Consider the following 18296-nt stretch of genomic DNA (forward strand, 5'->3'; position numbering starts at 1 on the left):
GTGGAACACCATCAGCGGCAACACCACCAGCCCGACCTGCGCCGGCGCGAACAGCGCGCCCGCCATCGGCACGCCCGACACCAGGCTCTTCTTCGATCCGCAGAACAGCAGCACGATCGCATCCTCGCGCGACAGGCCGGCGATCCGCGCGGCGACGACATTGGCCACCATCACCACCGCCAGGATCAGCGCGCACGACAGCAGCAGCCCCGCCAGATCGAGCGCGCCGACACGCTGCCAGATGCCCTCCACCACCGCCGCACTGAACGCGGCATAGACGACCAGCAGGATCGATCCGCGATCGACCGGTTGCAGCACCGCCTTGTGCCGCGCCACGAACCCGCCGATCCACGGGCGCAGCAGATGCCCGGCGACGAACGGCAACAGCAATTGCAGCGCGATCGTCTTCACCGATCCCCACGCCATGCCGCCGCCTGCGCTCGCCGCGGGGTGCATGGCGACCTGCACCAGCAGCGGCGTCGCGACGATCCCGATCAGGTTGGACAGCGACGCGCTGCACACCGCCGCCGCGACATTGCCGCGCGCCATCGCGGTGAACGCGATCGACGACTGCACCGTCGACGGCAGCAACGTCAGGAACAACAGCCCCGATGCCATTACCGGATCGATCGCCGCCCCGCCCGCGTGCAACACCGCCAGCCCGACCAGCGGAAACAGGATATAGGTGGACGCCAGCACCATCGCGTGCAGCCGCCAATTGCCCATCCCGGCGACGATCGCCTCACGCGACAGCTTGGCCCCGTGCAGGAAGAACAGCAGCGCGATCGCCGCGTCCGCCAGCATTCCGAACGCCGTCGCCCATCGCCCGGTCGCGGGCAGCAGCGACGCCGCCGCGACGGTGCCGATCAGCCACAACAGGAACGGGTCGACCGACGGCAAGGACAAACGGCGCATGATGCGATCCTGATGCCTGCCCCGCCCCTATCGATCAAACGCAATGATCGGAACGGATCGTTGCAAAAATGAGCGCGGGGGATACTTCCGTCAGCCCAGCGAAAGCTGGGATCTCACTTCCCCAAAGGCCCCAGCCTACGATGGGGCGACCTATCAAAAGGAATTCGCGCAGAGGCGCAGAGATGTATGCGCATCGCCCAAACGCTTCTTGCCATTTCCGCGAATGCAGAGGGGACGCTTCGCGTCAGCGCCACCTCTCTGCGCCTCCGCGTCTCTGCGCGCAAAACCCTTCTACTTTCGCGCAGGCCCCGCGCCTCAGAACCGAAATCCGCGCGACACCGCCCACGCCACCGCGCCTGCAATCACCACGCCCACCAGCGCGCGCCACCAGGACGCACCCAGCGGCTCCACCGCCTCGCCCTCCGCGACGGCGCGTCGCCCGTGGATCATTGCGCCGATCAGGTTGCGCCCGCGGACCAGATACACCAGCACCGCCGCGACATGCAGCGCGATCAACGCCAGCAGCAGGTTGAAGATCACGCCATGCCATTGCGCCGCCATCCGCCCCTGGTCGAAGGTGACGTAATCGGCCAGCGGCCCGCTCTCCAGTCCGTCGACATCGACGGCGAACAGCCCCGCCGTCACCATCGCGGCGACCGTCGCCAGCATCGCCACGACGCTCCATCCGCCCAGCGGATTGTGCCCCGGCGCTGCGCCCGCGCCGCCGCGGACATAGGCGATCACCGCGCGCGGCCCGCGGACGAAGCGCGCGAACCGCGCGGTGCGCCCGCCCGCGAGGCCCCAGAACAGCCGGAACACCACCAGCGCCAGGATGGCGTAGCCCGACGTGCGGTGCCACTCCATCTCATGGTTCTCGCCGCTCCACCACGAAAAGGCGATCAGCGCGATCAGCAGCCAGTGGAACGCGCGCACCGGCACGTCCCACAGCGGCGCGGCACGGGTGGTGCCCGCCGTCATCAATCCTCGGCGCGGAACTGGCGGTGGCACGCGGCGCAGGTCGCGCCGGTCGCCTTCATCTGCGCGCGGATCGCGGTGACGTCGCCGCCGTTGGTCACCGCCACCAGCTTGCCCGATTCGGCGATCAACGCCTTCATCTGCGCATCGAACGCCGCGCGGTTGGTCCAGATCGCTGGCAGCGCATCGGTCTTGACGCCCGCGCCCGGGCCGGTGCCGGCGGGGAACAGTGCGGCCTGCTGGCGCGCCGTGGTGACGATCGCCTGCGCCGCGGCGACCATCGCGGGCTTGGCGGGGGCGTCGGATTTCAGCTGGTCGCCCAGTGCCTTCATCGCCGCGCCCATCTTCTTGAAACCGGCATGGCGGGCGGCGACCACCTGCTGCGGGGGCGGTGCCGCGGCGGTCAGCGTGGCCAGCACCAGCGCGGCGCCGATCGTGTTGCGCATCATCGTCATCTCGTGTCGCTCCCTCGAAGCCGGTCGGCGGTGCGTCATCGCGTCGCCGCGCCCGTCGCACTTGTAGCGGGCGGATAGACGGTGCGGAAGATCGCCCGCACCTCGCTCAATCCCCCGTCCGCCAGCTGCGCCGGGGTGGTGCCGCGCCGGTCAGCGGTATCGGCGCGCGCGCCATGCGCCGCCAGCAGCCGCAGCATCGCCTCCAGCTCGGGCGGGGGCGTGTCGCCGATCGTGCCCAGCAGGACGTGCAGCGCGGTGTCGCCGTTGCGGTCGGCCACGGTCGCGTCGGGTGCGATCGCCAGCGCCTGCGCCAGCGCCGCCGCACTGCCGCCGCGCGCCGCCGCCAGCACCACATTGGTGCCGTCCCGCAGCATCGCGCGCGCGTCTCCCCCGCCCGCCAGGATCGCCGCCATCGCCGCGGCATGGCCGTTGGCGGCGGCGATCAGCAGCGGCGGGGTCGGGGGGGCCGGCGGCGGCGGCACGCCGAAATTGGCCTCCGTCACCCATGTAATGCGCGACGGGCCGGTCAGCCCGTTCGGGTCCGCCCCGCGCGCCAGCAGGACGCGGATCAGCGCCGCGTCGCCCCCCGCCGCCGCGGCGTGCAGCGGCTGCTGCCCGTTCCGGTCGCGCGCCGCCATGTCCGCACCCGGCAGCCCCGCCAGCCGCTCGGCGACGCGCCAGTTCGCCTGGTACAGCGCCAGTTGCAGCGCGCTGGTATCTTCCGGCGCGCGGTCGGTGGTGCGCGCCCCCGCCGCCAGCAACACCTCCGCGGTCCCCGCATCGCCGCCCTTGATCGCGTACAGCAGCGGGGTCATCCCCCCGTCCGAACGCCGGTGCAGGTCCGCCCCGGCCGCCAGCAACGCGCGCACCGCCTCTGCGCGACCGGCATAGGCGGCCCACATCAGCGGCGTCTGGCCGCGCGAATCCGCCACGTCCACCGGCCCCCGAACGCTCAGCATTCGCGCCACGACCGGCGCCGGGCCACGCCCCGCGCACGTCGCCAGCGGCGTCACACCGTCGCGATCGGCATGCCGCACGGCTGCGCCAGCGTCGAGAAGCGCGGTCAGAACCCGCTCCCCACCGCGCTCGCACGCCAGCGCCAGCGGCGTCAGGCCGTCGTCATCCGCCAGATTGGGGCGCGCGCCGGCGTGCAACAACGCCGCCACCACCTCGACATCCTGCACCTCCACCGCCTTCAGCAGCGGGGTCGCGCCGTAATCGCCGCGCCGGTTGACGTCCGCACCCGCCGCGATCGCTGCGCGCACGCCCGCCACATCGTCCGCCGCCACCGCACGCGCCAGCGCGTCCTGTCCGGCCAGCACCGCCGCCAGCATCATTACGCTAACCATGCGTCAGCGCCCCCAGCGGCGCCGTACTGTCGCCGAACGCCGTCGCCGGCACGTCCAGCACGTTCAGCGCGGCGAGCAGCAGGTTGGACATCGTCGTCCCCTTCTCCACCGCGACATGCCGCCCGCCCGGCACCAGCCCGCCCGCGACCACCACCGGCAGGTCCATATGATCATGCTCGTTCGAATCGCCGAACGCCGACCCGCGCAGCACCAGCGTGCGGTCCAGCAGCGATGCCTCACCGTCCTTCGTCTCGGCCATCCGCTTCAGATAATAAGCGAAATACTCCATGTGATGGCGGTTGATGCGCGCCAGCTTCGCCATCTTCTCCGGGCTGTTGCCATGGTGGCTCAGCATATGGTGCGAATCCGGCACACCGATCTCGGGATAGGTGCGGTTGGACAATTCGCGCCCGATCATAAACGTGCCCACGCGGGTGATGTCGGCCTGCATCGCCAGCACCTGCAGGTCGATCATCAGCCGCACATGCTGATCGAACGAATCCGGTATCCCCGCCGGCCGCTCGATCCCCGCCGCCGCGTCGCCCGCCCCGCTCGCGGCGGCACGCTGGATGCGCTTCTCGATCTCGCGCGTCGCCTCCAGATATTCGTCCAGCTTATGCCGATCATCCCGCCCCAATGTGCCGGACAGGCGCGCGGTATCCTCGCGCACGAAGTCGAGGATGCTGGTCTGCCGCCGCGCCTGTGCCAGCCGGCTGGCGGGGTCCAGCGCGTCGCCGTCGCCGAACAGCCGCTCGAACACGTCGCGCGGATTGGCGGTGACGGGCAGCGGCACCGTCGCATTCCGCCACGAAATGCCGTTGGTATAGGCGCAGCTGTAGCCGATGTCGCAGCTGCCCAGCAGGCTCGCCTGATCGATCCCCAGCTCCAGCGAGGGCAGCGGCGTCCCCTCCCCCAGGTGCGCGGCATAGACCTGGTCCATCGACACGCCGCAATGGATGTCGCTGCCCTCGGTCTGGCGCACGTGCACCCCGGTCAGAAACGCCGGACAGGACCGGCCGTGCCCCGCCGGCCGGTCCCCCATCGCCGCCGCCTGCGGATGGCCCAGGCCGGTCACCACGCTGACCCGGTCGCGGAACGGCGCCAGCGGGGCCAGCGTGTCGGGCAGCACCAGCGCGCCGCCGCTGCCGGCGGGACGGAAACCGTCCATCATCATTCCGTTGGGCGAATAGAAGACCTGCAACCGCTTCGGCCGCGCCGCGCGATCGGCGGCGCGCGCGGCGGGTGCCATCGCCTCCAGGAACGGCAGCGCGATGGCGGTACCGGCACCGCGCAGCAACGTGCGCCGGGTGATCGGGGCGCGCAATATCCTCATCGGCTGGCCGTCCTCTTCAGGGTGAAGGCATCGCTGGTCACGATACCGCGCACGATCGTCTGCACGCGATACCGGTCCGCCTTCGCATCGCGCACGATGCGGCGGACCGCGGGCATGTCGCGCGGGGTCAGCCCGCGGGCGAGCGCATAGGTCATCATCCGTTCGGTGAAGGCGCCGACGAATTCGTCGCGTCGCGCCAGCAACACGCCGCGCAACCCGTCGATCCCGGCGAAGCGCGCGCCGTCGGGCATCGTCGCGCTGGCATCGATCACCTGCCCGGCGTCACGCTGGCGCCACGCGCCGACCGCGTCGAAATTCTCGAGCGCGAAGCCCAGCGGGTCCATCTTCACGTGGCAGGCCGCGCAGGCGGGGTTCTTGCGGTGCAGTTCCAGCTGCTCGCGCGCGGTCAGCAGCCGGCCGTCGGCGCGCTCCTTCAGCGCCGGCACGTCGGGCGGCGGCGGCGGCGGCGGGGAGGCGAGCATGTTGTCGAGGATCCACTTGCCGCGCTTCACCACCGACGTGTGGTTGCCATAGGAGGTGACGGTCAGGATGCTCGCCTGCCCCAGCAGGCCGCCGCGGTGCCACGCCGGGTCCAGCGCCACCTTGCGGAACGCGGTGCCCGACACGCCGGGGATGCCGTAATGCCGCGCCAGCCGCTGGTTGAGGAAGGTGTAATCGGCGGCGATGAAATCCAGCACGCTGCGGTTGTCGCGCACCACATGCGCGAAGAACATCTCGGTCTCGCGCGCCATCGCCTGGCGCAGCCGCACGTCGAAATCGGGGAAGACCGCAATGTCGGGCCGCTGCTGGTCGAGGTTGCGCAGGTACAGCCACTGGCCCGCGAAATTGTGCGTCAGCGCATCGGCGCGCGGATCGGCCAGCATCCGCGCGACCTGCGCATCCAGCACGCCGGGCGCGCGCAACTGGCCGCGTTCCGCCAGCGTCAGCAGCGGCTCGTCCGGGATGCTGCTCCACAGGAACAGCGACAGGCGCGTCGCCAGTTCCAGATCGGTCAGCCCGCGGACGGTGCCGGGCGCCACGCCGGCCGGATCGCGCTCGACCACGAACAGGAAGCCGGGCGAGACCAGGATCGCCTCGACGGCGGCGGCCACCCCCTGTTCGAAACCGCCGTCACGGCGCGCGGCGGCATAGACGCGCAGCACCGGCGCCACGTCGTCGGCGCTTACCGGACACCGCCATGCGCGCCGCGCCAGCGACGCCACGATCCGTTGCGCGCACGCGCTCTCGTCCTGCGCGCGCTTCGGGCGGCACAGGAAGATGCGCCGGCGGCTGGGCGTGTCCCCCGCCCCACCGGCACCGAACGGCCCGGTCACGTCGATCTGCAGCACGTCGCGCGGGAAATTGGCCTGCGAATAGCGTGGCGACAGGCGATAGGACGGCACCTGCACCGTGCGCACCCGCCGCCCGTCGACCAGCACGTCCATCGGCAGCATCACCGGCGGCGCGGTCGGCAGCGGCACCGCGTCGAGCGTGTTGCGCAGCGTCTGCACGCTGTCGTCGGGCGCCAGCCGCCGCCGGAACGCCAGCCCGATGACATGCGGCCCCGCGCTGAGCGGCACACGCACGCTCACCTTGTCCTCGACCATCCGGTCGGTTTCGTTGTTGGTGTTGGCGTTGAGCCAGCCGGCGATGTCATAATCGCCCGCGCGCCGCGCATAATAACGCAGCGTGCCGCCACCGCGCGACGCCAGCGGCAGGTCGTCGCCGGAGCGTTCGTTATACGCCGGCCGCCCCGAATTGCGGATCGACCCGTCCTTGGGTACCTCCCACGACGTGGTGAACGGCCGCGGGGAAGCCACGCCCGTGGCGAGCTTCGCGACCCTTCCGGCGACCGCGACATAACGGTCCATCAAGGTCGGCGACACGCTGAGCACGTCGGCGATATTGTCGAAGCCATAGCCCGAATTGTCCTGCGGCAGATCGCGCGCGACATCGACGTCCAACGCCAGCAGGTCTCTCACCGCATTGGCATATTCGACGCGGTTGAGCCGCCGGATCGTCGCACGGCCGGGATCGGGATGCGCCGCGGCATAACCGTCCAGCGCATTCTGAAGCCAGGCGACGAACGCCGCGCGTTCCGCCGGCGCGGGTTGCGCACGGTTGCGCGGCGGCATCTCGCCGATCGACACGCGGCGCAGGATCGCCTCCCATTCCGCCGCATGGGCGCCGATCGCCGGATCGCGCCCGCGCAGGTCGTCGATCGACAGACCCGCGACCTTGTCGATATCATTGTGGCAGCGCGCGCAGAACTGGCCGAGCAACGCGGGCGGCGCGTCGGCGGCGTCCGCGCCCACGGGTGCGGCGACCGTCACCGGCGCCTCCGCCTGCATCCGCGCCCAGCCCGACGCGGCGGCGGTCAGCGCGCTGATCGCCAGCACGCCTCCGCCGATCGTCGGACGCCACCCCTTGCTCACCATGGTCATCGCCCCTGCCGGGCCGCACGCACCGGCCGCGTCATCGCCGGCCCCGCCGGCATGCGCCCTTGGCTATGGCCAGCAGCCACCGCGGTCCATTGCCGTTATCGCAGCGCAGCGAACGAAAAAAGTGCGCACCCGATGCGCACCCCGCGCACATTTGCGCAACATGGCGTCGCGGTAATTGTCATGGGAGGATCGTTGCCGACCCGCTACCCCCGCGGCGGGGAACGAACGGGTGCCGGCCGCGATCGACGCGGGCAGGCGCCTAACCGATCGGGGGATCATCGTCATGCGCGCCTGTCGCCGCATCATCCGTTACGCACGTCCGGCGGTGCCGCTGGCGATCACCTGCGCCCTTGCTGCGCCCGCCGCGGCGCAATCGACGGCCGCCACGGCGGAGGCGCGCACCGCGGCGCGGCTGGACGCGATCGCCGCCAGCCCGCCGCGGCTGCGCATCTTCCTGCAGCGGATGCCCAAGGGCGGCGACCTGCACAATCATTCCGGCGGCGCGATCTATGCCGAGGATATCCTGCGCTGGGCCGCGCAGGACGGGCGCTGCGTCGCGACCGATCCGTATCGCATCGTTCCGCCGCCGTGCGACGCCCCCGGCCGCTTTCCCGCGCGCGGGCTGGAGGAGGATTATCCCCGCTACGCCGCCGCCATCCAGGCGTTCTCGACCCGCGATCACGAGGAGGGGGTCGGCGATCCGACCGTCCCCGGCTACGATCGCTTCTTCGCGACGTTCGACGCCTTCTGGCCCGCCTTCGCCGGCAATGCCGGCCGCGAATTGTCGCTGGTGCGCCAGCAGGCGGCGGGGGACCACGTCTCCTATCTCGAACTGAGCAGCGGCAGCGAGGCGACCGGGCCGCTGCTCGCCGCGATGAAGGGCACGACCGGCAACGATCTCGACGCGCTATACGCCGCGGTGTCTCCGCTGCTGCCCGCCGCCGTGGCGAGCGCACGCGCCGAGTACGACCACGCGGAGGCGGATGCGGCGCGGATCGACGGCTGCACCACGCCGCAGCACACCCCCGCCTGCGACGTCGCGGTACGCTATCTCTACACCGCGATCCGTACCCGCCCGCCGGCGGAGGTGTTCGCGCAGCTGGCGTTCGGCTTCGCGCTGGCCGGGGCCGATCCACGCTTCGTCGGGGTCAATATCGCCGCGCCCGAGCATGATCCGGTCGCGATCCGCGACTATGCGCTGCACATGCGGATGTTCGCCTTCCTGAAGGCGCGTCATCCGACCGTGCCGCTGTCGCTGCATGCCGGGGAACTGACGCTGGGGCTGGTCCCGCCGCGCGACCTGCGCTTCCACATTCGCGATGCCGTTGCGGTCGCTGGCGCGCAGCGGATCGGCCATGGCATCGACATTTCCTATGAGGACGATGCCACCGCGCTGCTCGCCCGGATGGCGCGCGATCGGGTGGCGGTGGAAATCAACCTGACCAGCAACGCGGTGATCCTGGGGGTGAAGGGCGCGCAGCATCCGCTGTCGCTGTATCGCACCGCCGGGGTGCCCGTGGTGCTGTCGACCGACGACGAAGGCGTGTCGCGCAGCGACATGACCAACGAATATCAGCGCGCCGTCGCGGAACAGGGGCTGCGCTACACCGACCTGAAGCAGATTGCGCGCGACACGCTCGCTTACTCTTTCCTGCCGGGCAAAGGACTGTGGCGCGATCGCGCCACAGTCCTTTGCCCGGCAGGAAAGAGTAAGCGAGCGTGTCGCGCGCAATCTGCTTCAGGTCGGTGTAGCGCAGCCCCTGTTCCGCGACGGCGCGCTGATATTCGTTGGTCATGTCGCTGCGCGACACGCCTTCGTCGTCGGTCGACAGCACCACGGGCACCCCGGCGGTGCGATACAGCGACAGCGGATGCTGCGCGCCCTTCACCCCCAGGATCACCGCGTTGCTGGTCAGGTTGATTTCCACCGCCACCCGATCGCGCGCCATCCGGGCGAGCAGCGCGGTGGCATCGTCCTCATAGGAAATGTCGATGCCATGGCCGATCCGCTGCGCGCCAGCGACCGCAACGGCATCGCGAATGTGGAAGCGCAGGTCGCGCGGCGGGACCAGCCCCAGCGTCAGTTCCCCGGCATGCAGCGACAGCGGCACGGTCGGATGACGCGCCTTCAGGAAGGCGAACATCCGCATGTGCAGCGCATAGTCGCGGATCGCGACCGGATCATGCTCGGGCGCGGCGATATTGACCCCGACGAAGCGTGGATCGGCCCCGGCCAGCGCGAAGCCGAACGCCAGCTGCGCGAACACCTCCGCCGGCGGGCGGGTACGGATCGCGGTGTAGAGATAGCGTACCGCGACGTCGCAGGCGGGGGTGTGCTGCGGCGTGGTGCAGCCGTCGATCCGCGCCGCATCCGCCTCCGCGTGGTCGTACTCGGCGCGTGCGCTCGCCACGGCGGCGGGCAGCAGCGGAGACACCGCGGCGTATAGCGCGTCGAGATCGTTGCCGGTCGTGCCCTTCATCGCGGCGAGCAGCGGCCCGGTCGCCTCGCTGCCGCTGCTCAGTTCGAGATAGGAGACGTGGTCCCCCGCCGCCTGCTGGCGCACCAGCGACAATTCGCGGCCGGCATTGCCGGCGAAGGCGGGCCAGAAGGCGTCGAACGTCGCGAAGAAGCGATCGTAGCCGGGGACGGTCGGATCGCCGACCCCCTCCTCGTGATCGCGGGTCGAGAACGCCTGGATGGCGGCGGCGTAGCGGGGATAATCCTCCTCCAGCCCGCGCGCGGGAAAGCGGCCGGGGGCGTCGCACGGCGGCGGAACGATGCGATACGGATCGGTCGCGACGCAGCGCCCGTCCTGCGCGGCCCAGCGCAGGATATCCTCGGCATAGATCGCGCCGCCGGAATGATTGTGCAGGTCGCCGCCCTTGGGCATCCGCTGCAGGAAGATGCGCAGCCGCGGCGGGCTGGCGGCGATCGCGTCCAGCCGCGCCGCGGTGCGCGCCTCCGCCGTGGCGGCCGTCGATTGCGCCGCGGCGGGCGCAGCAAGGGCGCAGGTGATCGCCAGCGGCACCGCCGGACGTGCGTAACGGATGATGCGGCGACAGGCGCGCATGACGATGATCCCCCGATCGGTTAGGCGCCTGCCCGCGTCGATCGCGGCCGGCACCCGTTCGTTCCCCGCCGCGGGGGTAGCGGGTCGGCAACGATCCTCCCATGACAATTACCGCGACGCCATGTTGCGCAAATGTGCGCGGGGTGCGCATCGGGTGCGCACTTTTTTCGTTCGCTGCGCTGCGATAACGGCAATGGACCGCGGTGGCTGCTGGCCATAGCCAAGGGCGCATGCCGGCGGGGCCGGCGATGACGCGGCCGGTGCGTGCGGCCCGGCAGGGGCGATGACCATGGTGAGCAAGGGGTGGCGTCCGACGATCGGCGGAGGCGTGCTGGCGATCAGCGCGCTGACCGCCGCCGCGTCGGGCTGGGCGCGGATGCAGGCGGAGGCGCCGGTGACGGTCGCCGCACCCGTGGGCGCGGACGCCGCCGACGCGCCGCCCGCGTTGCTCGGCCAGTTCTGCGCGCGCTGCCACAATGATATCGACAAGGTCGCGGGTCTGTCGATCGACGACCTGCGCGGGCGCGATCCGGCGATCGGCGCCCATGCGGCGGAATGGGAGGCGATCCTGCGCCGCGTGTCGATCGGCGAGATGCCGCCGCGCAACCGTGCGCAACCCGCGCCGGCGGAACGCGCGGCGTTCGTCGCCTGGCTTCAGAATGCGCTGGACGGTTATGCCGCGGCGCATCCCGATCCCGGCCGTGCGACGATCCGGCGGCTCAACCGCGTCGAATATGCCAATGCGGTGAGAGACCTGCTGGCGTTGGACGTCGATGTCGCGCGCGATCTGCCGCAGGACAATTCGGGCTATGGCTTCGACAATATCGCCGACGTGCTCAGCGTGTCGCCGACCTTGATGGACCGTTATGTCGCGGTCGCCGGAAGGGTCGCGAAGCTCGCCACGGGCGTGGCTTCCCCGCGGCCGTTCACCACGTCGTGGGAGGTACCCAAGGACGGGTCGATCCGCAATTCGGGGCGGCCGGCGTATAACGAACGCTCCGGCGACGACCTGCCGCTGGCGTCGCGCGGTGGCGGCACGCTGCGTTATTATGCGCGGCGCGCGGGCGATTATGACATCGCCGGCTGGCTCAACGCCAACACCAACAACGAAACCGACCGGATGGTCGAGGACAAGGTGAGCGTGCGTGTGCCGCTCAGCGCGGGGCCGCATGTCATCGGGCTGGCGTTCCGGCGGCGGCTGGCGCCCGACGACAGCGTGCAGACGCTGCGCAACACGCTCGACGCGGTGCCGCTGCCGACCGCGCCGCCGGTGATGCTGCCGATGGACGTGCTGGTCGACGGGCGGCGGGTGCGCACGGTGCAGGTGCCGTCCTATCGCCTGTCGCCACGCTATTCGCAGGCCAATTTCCCGCGCGACGTGCTGCAGATCGACGTGACCGGGCCGTTCGGTGCCGGTGGGGCGGGGGACACGCCCAGCCGCCGGCGCATCTTCCTGTGCCGCCCGAAGCGCGCGCAGGACGAGAGCGCGTGCGCGCAACGGATCGTGGCGTCGCTGGCGCGGCGCGCATGGCGGTGTCCGGTAAGCGCCGACGACGTGGCGCCGGTGCTGCGCGTCTATGCCGCCGCGCGCCGTGACGGCGGTTTCGAACAGGGGGTGGCCGCCGCCGTCGAGGCGATCCTGGTCTCGCCCGGCTTCCTGTTCGTGGTCGAGCGCGATCCGGCCGGCGTGGCGCCCGGCACCGTCCGCGGGCTGACCGATCTGGAACTGGCGACGCGCCTGTCGCTGTTCCTGTGGAGCAGCATCCCGGACGAGCCGCTGCTGACGCTGGCGGAACGCGGCCAGTTGCGCGCGCCCGGCGTGCTGGATGCGCAGGTCGCGCGGATGCTGGCCGATCCGCGCGCCGATGCGCTGACGCACAATTTCGCGGGCCAGTGGCTGTACCTGCGCAACCTCGACCAGCAGCGGCCCGACATTGCGGTCTTCCCCGATTTCGACGTGCGGCTGCGCCAGGCGATGGCGCGCGAGACCGAGATGTTCTTCGCGCATGTGGTGCGCGACAACCGCAGCGTGCTGGATTTCATCGCCGCCGATTACACCTTCCTCAACCAGCGGCTGGCGCGGCATTACGGCATCCCCGGCGTGTCGGGCACCGCGTTCCGCAAGGTGGCGCTGGACCCGGCGTGGCACCGCGGCGGCCTGCTGGGGCAGGCGAGCATCCTGACCGTCACCTCCTATGGCAACCACACGTCGGTGGTGAAGCGCGGCAAGTGGATCCTCGACAACATGCTCGCCTCCCCGCCGCCGCCGCCGCCGCCCGACGTGCCGGCGCTGAAGGAGCGCGCCGACGGCCGGCTGCTGACCGCGCGCGAGCAGCTGGAACTGCACCGCAAGAACCCCGCCTGCGCGGCCTGCCACGTGAAGATGGACCCGCTGGGCTTCGCGCTCGAGAATTTCGACGCGGTCGGCGCGTGGCGCCAGCGTGACGCCGGGCAGGTGATCGATGCCAGCGCGACGATGCCCGACGGCGCGCGCTTCGCCGGGATCGACGGGTTGCGCGGCGTGTTGCTGGCGCGACGCGACGAATTCGTCGGCGCCTTCACCGAACGGATGATGACCTATGCGCTCGCCCGCGGGCTGACCCCGCGCGACATGCCCGCGGTCCGCCGCATCGTGCGCGATGCGAAGGCGGACCGGTATCGCGTGCAGACGATCGTGCGCGGTATCGTGACCAGCGATGCCTTCACCCTGAAGAGGACGGCCAGCCGATGAGGATATTGCGCGCCCCGATCACCCGGCGCACGTTGCTGCGCGGTGCCGGTACCGCCATCGCGCTGCCGTTCCTGGAGGCGATGGCACCCGCCGCGCGCGCCGCCGATCGCGCGGCGCGGCCGAAGCGGTTGCAGGTCTTCTATTCGCCCAACGGAATGATGATGGACGGTTTCCGTCCCGCCGGCAGCGGCGGCGCGCTGGTGCTGCCCGACACGCTGGCCCCGCTGGCGCCGTTCCGCGACCGGGTCAGCGTGGTGACCGGCCTGGGCCATCCGCAGGCGGCGGCGATGGGGGACCGGCCGGCGGGGCACGGCCGGTCCTGTCCGGCGTTTCTGACCGGGGTGCACGTGCGCCAGACCGAGGGCAGCGACATCCATTGCGGCGTGTCGATGGACCAGGTCTATGCCGCGCACCTGGGGGAGGGGACGCCGCTGCCCTCGCTGGAGCTGGGGATCGATCAGGCGAGCCTGCTGGGCAGCTGCGACATCGGCTACAGCTGCGCCTATACCAACGGCATTTCGTGGCGGAATGCGACGGTGCCGCTGCCCGTCACCGCCAATCCGCGCGACGTGTTCGAGCGGCTGTTCGGCGACGGCGACGCGCTGGACCCCGCCAGCCGGCTGGCACAGGCGCGGCGGCAGACCAGCATCCTCGACTTCGTGCGCGAGGATACCGCGCGCCTGTCCGGCACATTGGGGCGGGATGATCGGCATAAGCTGGACGAATATCTGGAGGCGACGCGCGAGATCGAGAAGCGCATCCAGCGTGCCGCCGCGAGCGGGGCGGGCGACGCGGCGGCGGGGATCGAGCGGCCGGCGGGGATACCGGATTCGTTCGATCAGCATGTGCGGCTGATGATCGACCTGCAGGTGCTGGCGATGCAGGCCGACATCACCCGCGTGGGCACGTTTATGATCGGGCGCGAATTGTCCAACCGCACCTATCCCGAGATCGGTGTGCCGGATTCGCACCATATGCTGAGCCACCATGGCAACAGCCCGGAGAAGATGGCGAAGCTGGCGCGCATCAACCGCCATCACATGGAGTATTTCGCTTATTATCTGAAGCGGATGGCCGAGACGAAGGACGGTGAGGCATCGCTGCTGGACCGCACGCTGGTGCTGCGCGGGTCGGCGTTCGGCGATTCGAACGAGCATGATCATATGGACCTGCCGGTGGTGGTCGCGGGCGGGCTGGTGCCGGGCGGGCGGCATGTCGCGGTGGAGAAGGGGACGACGATGTCCAACCTGCTGCTCGCCGCGCTGAACGTGCTGGACGTGCCGGCGACGGCGTTCGGCGACAGTACGGCGCCGCTGGGGGCGCTGACGCATGGTTAGCGTAATGATGCTGGCGGCGGTGCTGGCCGGACAGGACGCGCTGGCGCGTGCGGTGGCGGCGGACGATGTGGCGGGCGTGCGCGCAGCGATCGCGGCGGGTGCGGACGTCAACCGGCGCGGCGATTACGGCGCGACCCCGCTGCTGAAGGCGGTGGAGGTGCAGGATGTCGAGGTGGTGGCGGCGTTGTTGCACGCCGGCGCGCGCCCCAATCTGGCGGATGACGACGGCCTGACGCCGCTGGCGCTGGCGTGCGAGCGCGGTGGGGAGCGGGTTCTGACCGCGCTTCTCGACGCTGGCGCAGCCGTGCGGCATGCCGATCGCGACGGTGTGACGCCGCTGGCGACGTGCGCGGGGCGTGGCCCGGCGCCGGTCGTGGCGCGAATGCTGAGCGTTCGGGGGCCGGTGGACGTGGCGGATTCGCGCGGCCAGACGCCGCTGATGTGGGCCGCCTATGCCGGTCGCGCAGAGGCGGTGCGCGCGTTGCTGGCGGCCGGGGCGGACCTGCACCGGCGTTCGGACGGGGGGATGACCCCGCTGCTGTACGCGATCAAGGGCGGCGATGCGGGGACCGCGGAGGTGTTGCTGGCGGCGGGGGCGCGCACCACCGACCGCGCGCCGGAAGATACCAGCGCGCTGCAACTGGCGCTGTACCAGGCGAACTGGCGCGTCGCCGAGCGGCTGGCGGGGCTGCCGGGTGCGGACATGGCGGCGCGCGACCGGAACGGGCAGCAGCCGCTGCACGCCGCGGCGGCGGGGGGCGACGCGGCGCTGATCCGCGTCCTGCTGGCGCGCGGGGCGGACCCGAACGGGCTGACCGGCCCGTCGCGCATTACATGGGTGACGGAGGCCAATTTCGGCGTGCCGCCGCCGCCGGCCCCCCCGACCCCGCCGCTGCTGATCGCCGCCGCCAACGGCCATGCCGCGGCGATGGCGGCGATCCTGGCGGGCGGGGGAGACGCGCGCGCGATGCTGCGGGACGGCACCAATGTGGTGCTGGCGGCGGCGCGCGGCGGCAGTGCGGCGGCGCTGGCGCAGGCGCTGGCGATCGCACCCGACGCGACCGTGGCCGACCGCAACGGCGACACCGCGCTGCACGTCCTGCTGGGCACGATCGGCGACACGCCCCCGCCCGAGCTGGAGGCGATGCTGCGGCTGCTGGCGGCGCATGGCGCGCGCGCCGATACCGCTGACCGGCGCGGCACCACCCCGGCGCAGCTGGCGGACGGGGGATTGAGCGAGGTGCGGGCGATCTTCCGCACCGTCTATCCGCCCGCTACAAGTGCGACGGGCGCGGCGACGCGATGACGCACCGCCGACCGGCTTCGAGGGAGCGACACGAGATGACGATGATGCGCAACACGATCGGCGCCGCGCTGGTGCTGGCCACGCTGACCGCCGCGGCACCGCCCCCGCAGCAGGTGGTCGCCGCCCGCCATGCCGGTTTCAAGAAGATGGGCGCGGCGATGAAGGCACTGGGCGACCAGCTGAAATCCGACGCCCCCGCCAAGCCCGCGATGGTCGCCGCGGCGCAGGCGATCGTCACCACGGCGCGCCAGCAGGCCGCACTGTTCCCCGCCGGCACCGGCCCGGGCGCGGGCGTCAAGACCGATGCGCTGCCAGCGATCTGGACCAACCGCGCGGCGTTCGATGCGCAGATGAAGGCGTTGATCGCCGAATCGGGCAAGCTGGTGGCGGTGACCAACGGCGGCGACGTCACCGCGATCCGCGCGCAGATGAAGGCGACCGGCGCGACCTGCGCCGCGTGCCACCGCCAGTTCCGCGCCGAGGATTGATGACGGCGGGCACCACCCGTGCCGCGCCGCTGTGGGACGTGCCGGTGCGCGCGTTCCACTGGCTGCTGATCGCGCTGATCGCCTTTTCGTGGTGGAGCGGCGAGAACCATGAGATGGAGTGGCACCGCACGTCGGGCTACGCCATCCTGGCGCTGGTGGTGTTCCGGCTGTTCTGGGGCCTCGCGGGCGGGCGCACCGCGCGGTTCGCGCGCTTCGTCCGCGGGCCGCGCGCGGTGATCGCCTATGTCCGCGGCGGCGCGGGCGCAGCGCCGGGGCACAATCCGCTGGGCGGATGGAGCGTCGTGGCGATGCTGGCGACGGTCGCCGCGATGGTGACGGCGGGGCTGTTCGCCGTCGATGTCGACGGACTGGAGAGCGGGCCGCTGGCCGATTACGTCACCTTCGACCAGGGGCGGATGGCGGCGCAATGGCATGGCGTGATCTTCAACCTGCTGCTGGCGTTGATCGCGCTGCATGTCGCGGCGGTGCTGGTGTATCTGGTCCGCGGGCGCAACCTGATCGGCGCAATGATCCACGGGCGACGCGCCGTCGCGGAGGGCGAGGCGGTGGAGCCGCTGGGTGCGTCCTGGTGGCGCGCGCTGGTGGGCGTGGTGATTGCAGGCGCGGTGGCGTGGGCGGTGTCGCGCGGATTTCGGTTCTGAGGCGCGGGGCCTGCGCGAAAGTAGAAGGGTTTTGCGCGCAGAGACGCGGAGGCGCAGAGAGGTGGCGCTGACGCGAAGCGTCCCCTCTGCATTCGCGGAAATGGCAAGAAGCGTTTGGGCGATGCGCATACATCTCTGCGCCTCTGCGCGAATTCCTTTTGATAGGTCGCCCCATCGTAGGCTGGGGCCTTTGGGGAAGTGAGATCCCAGCTTTCGCTGGGCTGACGGAAGTATCCCCCGCGCTCATTTTTGCAACGATCCGTTCCGATCATTGCGTTTGATCGATAGGGGCGGGGCAGGCATCAGGATCGCATCATGCGCCGTTTGTCCTTGCCGTCGGTCGACCCGTTCCTGTTGTGGCTGATCGGCACCGTCGCGGCGGCGTCGCTGCTGCCCGCGACCGGGCGATGGGCGACGGCGTTCGGAATGCTGGCGGACGCGGCGATCGCGCTGCTGTTCTTCCTGCACGGGGCCAAGCTGTCGCGTGAGGCGATCGTCGCCGGGATGGGCAATTGGCGGCTGCACGCGATGGTGCTGGCGTCCACCTATATCCTGTTTCCGCTGGTCGGGCTGGCGGTGTTGCACGCGGGCGGGGCGGCGATCGATCCGGTAATGGCATCGGGGCTGTTGTTCCTGACGTTGCTGCCGTCGACGGTGCAGTCGTCGATCGCGTTCACCGCGATGGCGCGCGGCAATGTCGCGGCGGCGGTGTGCAGCGCGTCGCTGTCCAACCTGATCGGGATCGTCGCGACGCCGCTGCTGGTGCAGGTCGCCATGCACCCCGCGGCGAGCGCAGGCGGCGGCATGGCGTGGGGATCGGTGAAGACGATCGCGCTGCAATTGCTGTTGCCGTTCGTCGCCGGGCATCTGCTGCGCCCGTGGATCGGCGGGTTCGTGGCGCGGCACAAGGCGGTGCTGCAACCGGTCGATCGCGGATCGATCCTGCTGGTCGTCTATGCCGCGTTCAGTGCGGCGGTGGTGGAGGGCATCTGGCAGCGTGTCGGCGCGCTCGATCTGGCGGGGCTGCTGCTGTCGTGCGCGCTGATCCTGGCGGTGGTGATGGTGGCCAATGTCGTCGCCGCGCGGATCGCCGGCCTGTCGCGCGAGGATGCGATCGTGCTGCTGTTCTGCGGATCGAAGAAGAGCCTGGTGTCGGGCGTGCCGATGGCGGGCGCGCTGTTCGCGCCGGCGCAGGTCGGGCTGGTGGTGTTGCCGCTGATGGTGTTCCAC

At 71.0% G+C, this 18296-nt stretch carries 12 protein-coding genes and 2 pseudogenes; 7 read left to right on the forward strand and 7 right to left on the reverse strand.

Features of this window, described 5'->3' with window-relative positions; all coding sequences use genetic code 11:
- The 6 genes from AX685_RS15150 to AX685_RS15125 all read right to left on the reverse strand — a co-directional run.
- On the reverse strand, positions 1 to 915 hold a 915-nt coding region (locus AX685_RS15150; RefSeq protein WP_066490125.1), incomplete at its 3' end, for a bile acid:sodium symporter family protein.
- A gap of 315 nt (positions 916 to 1230) precedes the next feature.
- Positions 1231 to 1893, reverse strand: coding sequence for a cytochrome b/b6 domain-containing protein (locus tag AX685_RS15145; RefSeq protein ID WP_197418641.1), 663 nt, complete (start codon positions 1891 to 1893; stop codon positions 1231 to 1233).
- On the reverse strand, positions 1893 to 2345 hold the full coding sequence (locus AX685_RS15140) for a c-type cytochrome (protein ID WP_066490126.1): 453 nt from the start codon (positions 2343 to 2345) through the stop codon (positions 1893 to 1895). The genes AX685_RS15145 and AX685_RS15140 overlap by 1 nt, the downstream gene beginning before the upstream one ends.
- Before the next feature lie 35 nt (positions 2346 to 2380).
- Complete coding sequence (locus AX685_RS15135) at positions 2381 to 3694, reverse strand: ankyrin repeat domain-containing protein (RefSeq protein ID WP_066490128.1); 1314 nt, start codon at positions 3692 to 3694, stop codon at positions 2381 to 2383.
- Positions 3687 to 5027 carry a DUF1552 domain-containing protein gene (locus AX685_RS15130; RefSeq protein WP_066490129.1) on the reverse strand — a complete coding sequence of 447 codons (1341 nt, stop codon included), beginning with the start codon at positions 5025 to 5027 and terminating at the stop codon, positions 3687 to 3689. The genes AX685_RS15135 and AX685_RS15130 overlap by 8 nt, the downstream gene beginning before the upstream one ends.
- Positions 5024 to 7471: a DUF1592 domain-containing protein gene (locus AX685_RS15125; RefSeq protein WP_082741004.1), complete on the reverse strand. Its 2448-nt coding sequence runs from the start codon at positions 7469 to 7471 to the stop codon at positions 5024 to 5026. The genes AX685_RS15130 and AX685_RS15125 overlap by 4 nt, the downstream gene beginning before the upstream one ends.
- A gap of 874 nt (positions 7472 to 8345) precedes the next feature.
- Between AX685_RS15125 and AX685_RS23535 the strand changes: the two are divergent.
- Positions 8346 to 9074, forward strand: a pseudogene (locus AX685_RS23535) (adenosine deaminase); the annotation flags it as partial.
- 148 nt (positions 9075 to 9222) lie between these two features.
- Here AX685_RS23535 and AX685_RS23540 read toward each other — a convergent pair.
- Positions 9223 to 10542 (reverse strand): annotated as a pseudogene (locus tag AX685_RS23540) (adenosine deaminase); the annotation flags it as partial.
- Between the two features lie 283 nt (positions 10543 to 10825).
- On the opposite strand from AX685_RS23540, the gene AX685_RS15110 reads away from it, so the two are divergent.
- The 6 genes from AX685_RS15110 to AX685_RS15085 all read left to right on the forward strand — a co-directional run.
- The gene (locus AX685_RS15110) at positions 10826 to 13273 is read left to right on the forward strand and encodes a DUF1592 domain-containing protein (protein WP_082741004.1); all 2448 of its coding nucleotides are present in this window, start codon (positions 10826 to 10828) and stop codon (positions 13271 to 13273) included.
- Positions 13270 to 14610, forward strand: coding sequence for a DUF1552 domain-containing protein (locus AX685_RS15105; protein ID WP_066490129.1), 1341 nt, complete (start codon positions 13270 to 13272; stop codon positions 14608 to 14610). The genes AX685_RS15110 and AX685_RS15105 overlap by 4 nt, the downstream gene beginning before the upstream one ends.
- Complete coding sequence (locus AX685_RS15100; RefSeq protein WP_066490128.1) at positions 14603 to 15916, forward strand: ankyrin repeat domain-containing protein; 1314 nt, start codon at positions 14603 to 14605, stop codon at positions 15914 to 15916. The genes AX685_RS15105 and AX685_RS15100 overlap by 8 nt, the downstream gene beginning before the upstream one ends.
- Positions 15917 to 15951: 35 nt before the next feature.
- A complete protein-coding gene (locus AX685_RS15095) occupies positions 15952 to 16404 on the forward strand; it encodes a c-type cytochrome (RefSeq protein WP_066490126.1) in 453 nt (150 codons plus the stop codon).
- Positions 16404 to 17066 (forward strand): cytochrome b/b6 domain-containing protein, encoded by a 663-nt coding sequence (locus AX685_RS15090; protein ID WP_197418641.1) that lies wholly within the window; start codon positions 16404 to 16406, stop codon positions 17064 to 17066. Before AX685_RS15095 ends, AX685_RS15090 begins: the two co-directional genes overlap by 1 nt.
- Before the next feature lie 315 nt (positions 17067 to 17381).
- Positions 17382 to 18296: bile acid:sodium symporter family protein (locus tag AX685_RS15085; RefSeq protein ID WP_066490125.1), on the forward strand; the 915-nt coding region annotated here is incomplete at its 3' end.

The organism is Sphingomonas sp. CCH9-F2 (assembly GCF_001556735.1).
GTDB lineage: Bacteria > Pseudomonadota > Alphaproteobacteria > Sphingomonadales > Sphingomonadaceae > Sphingomonas > Sphingomonas ginsenosidimutans.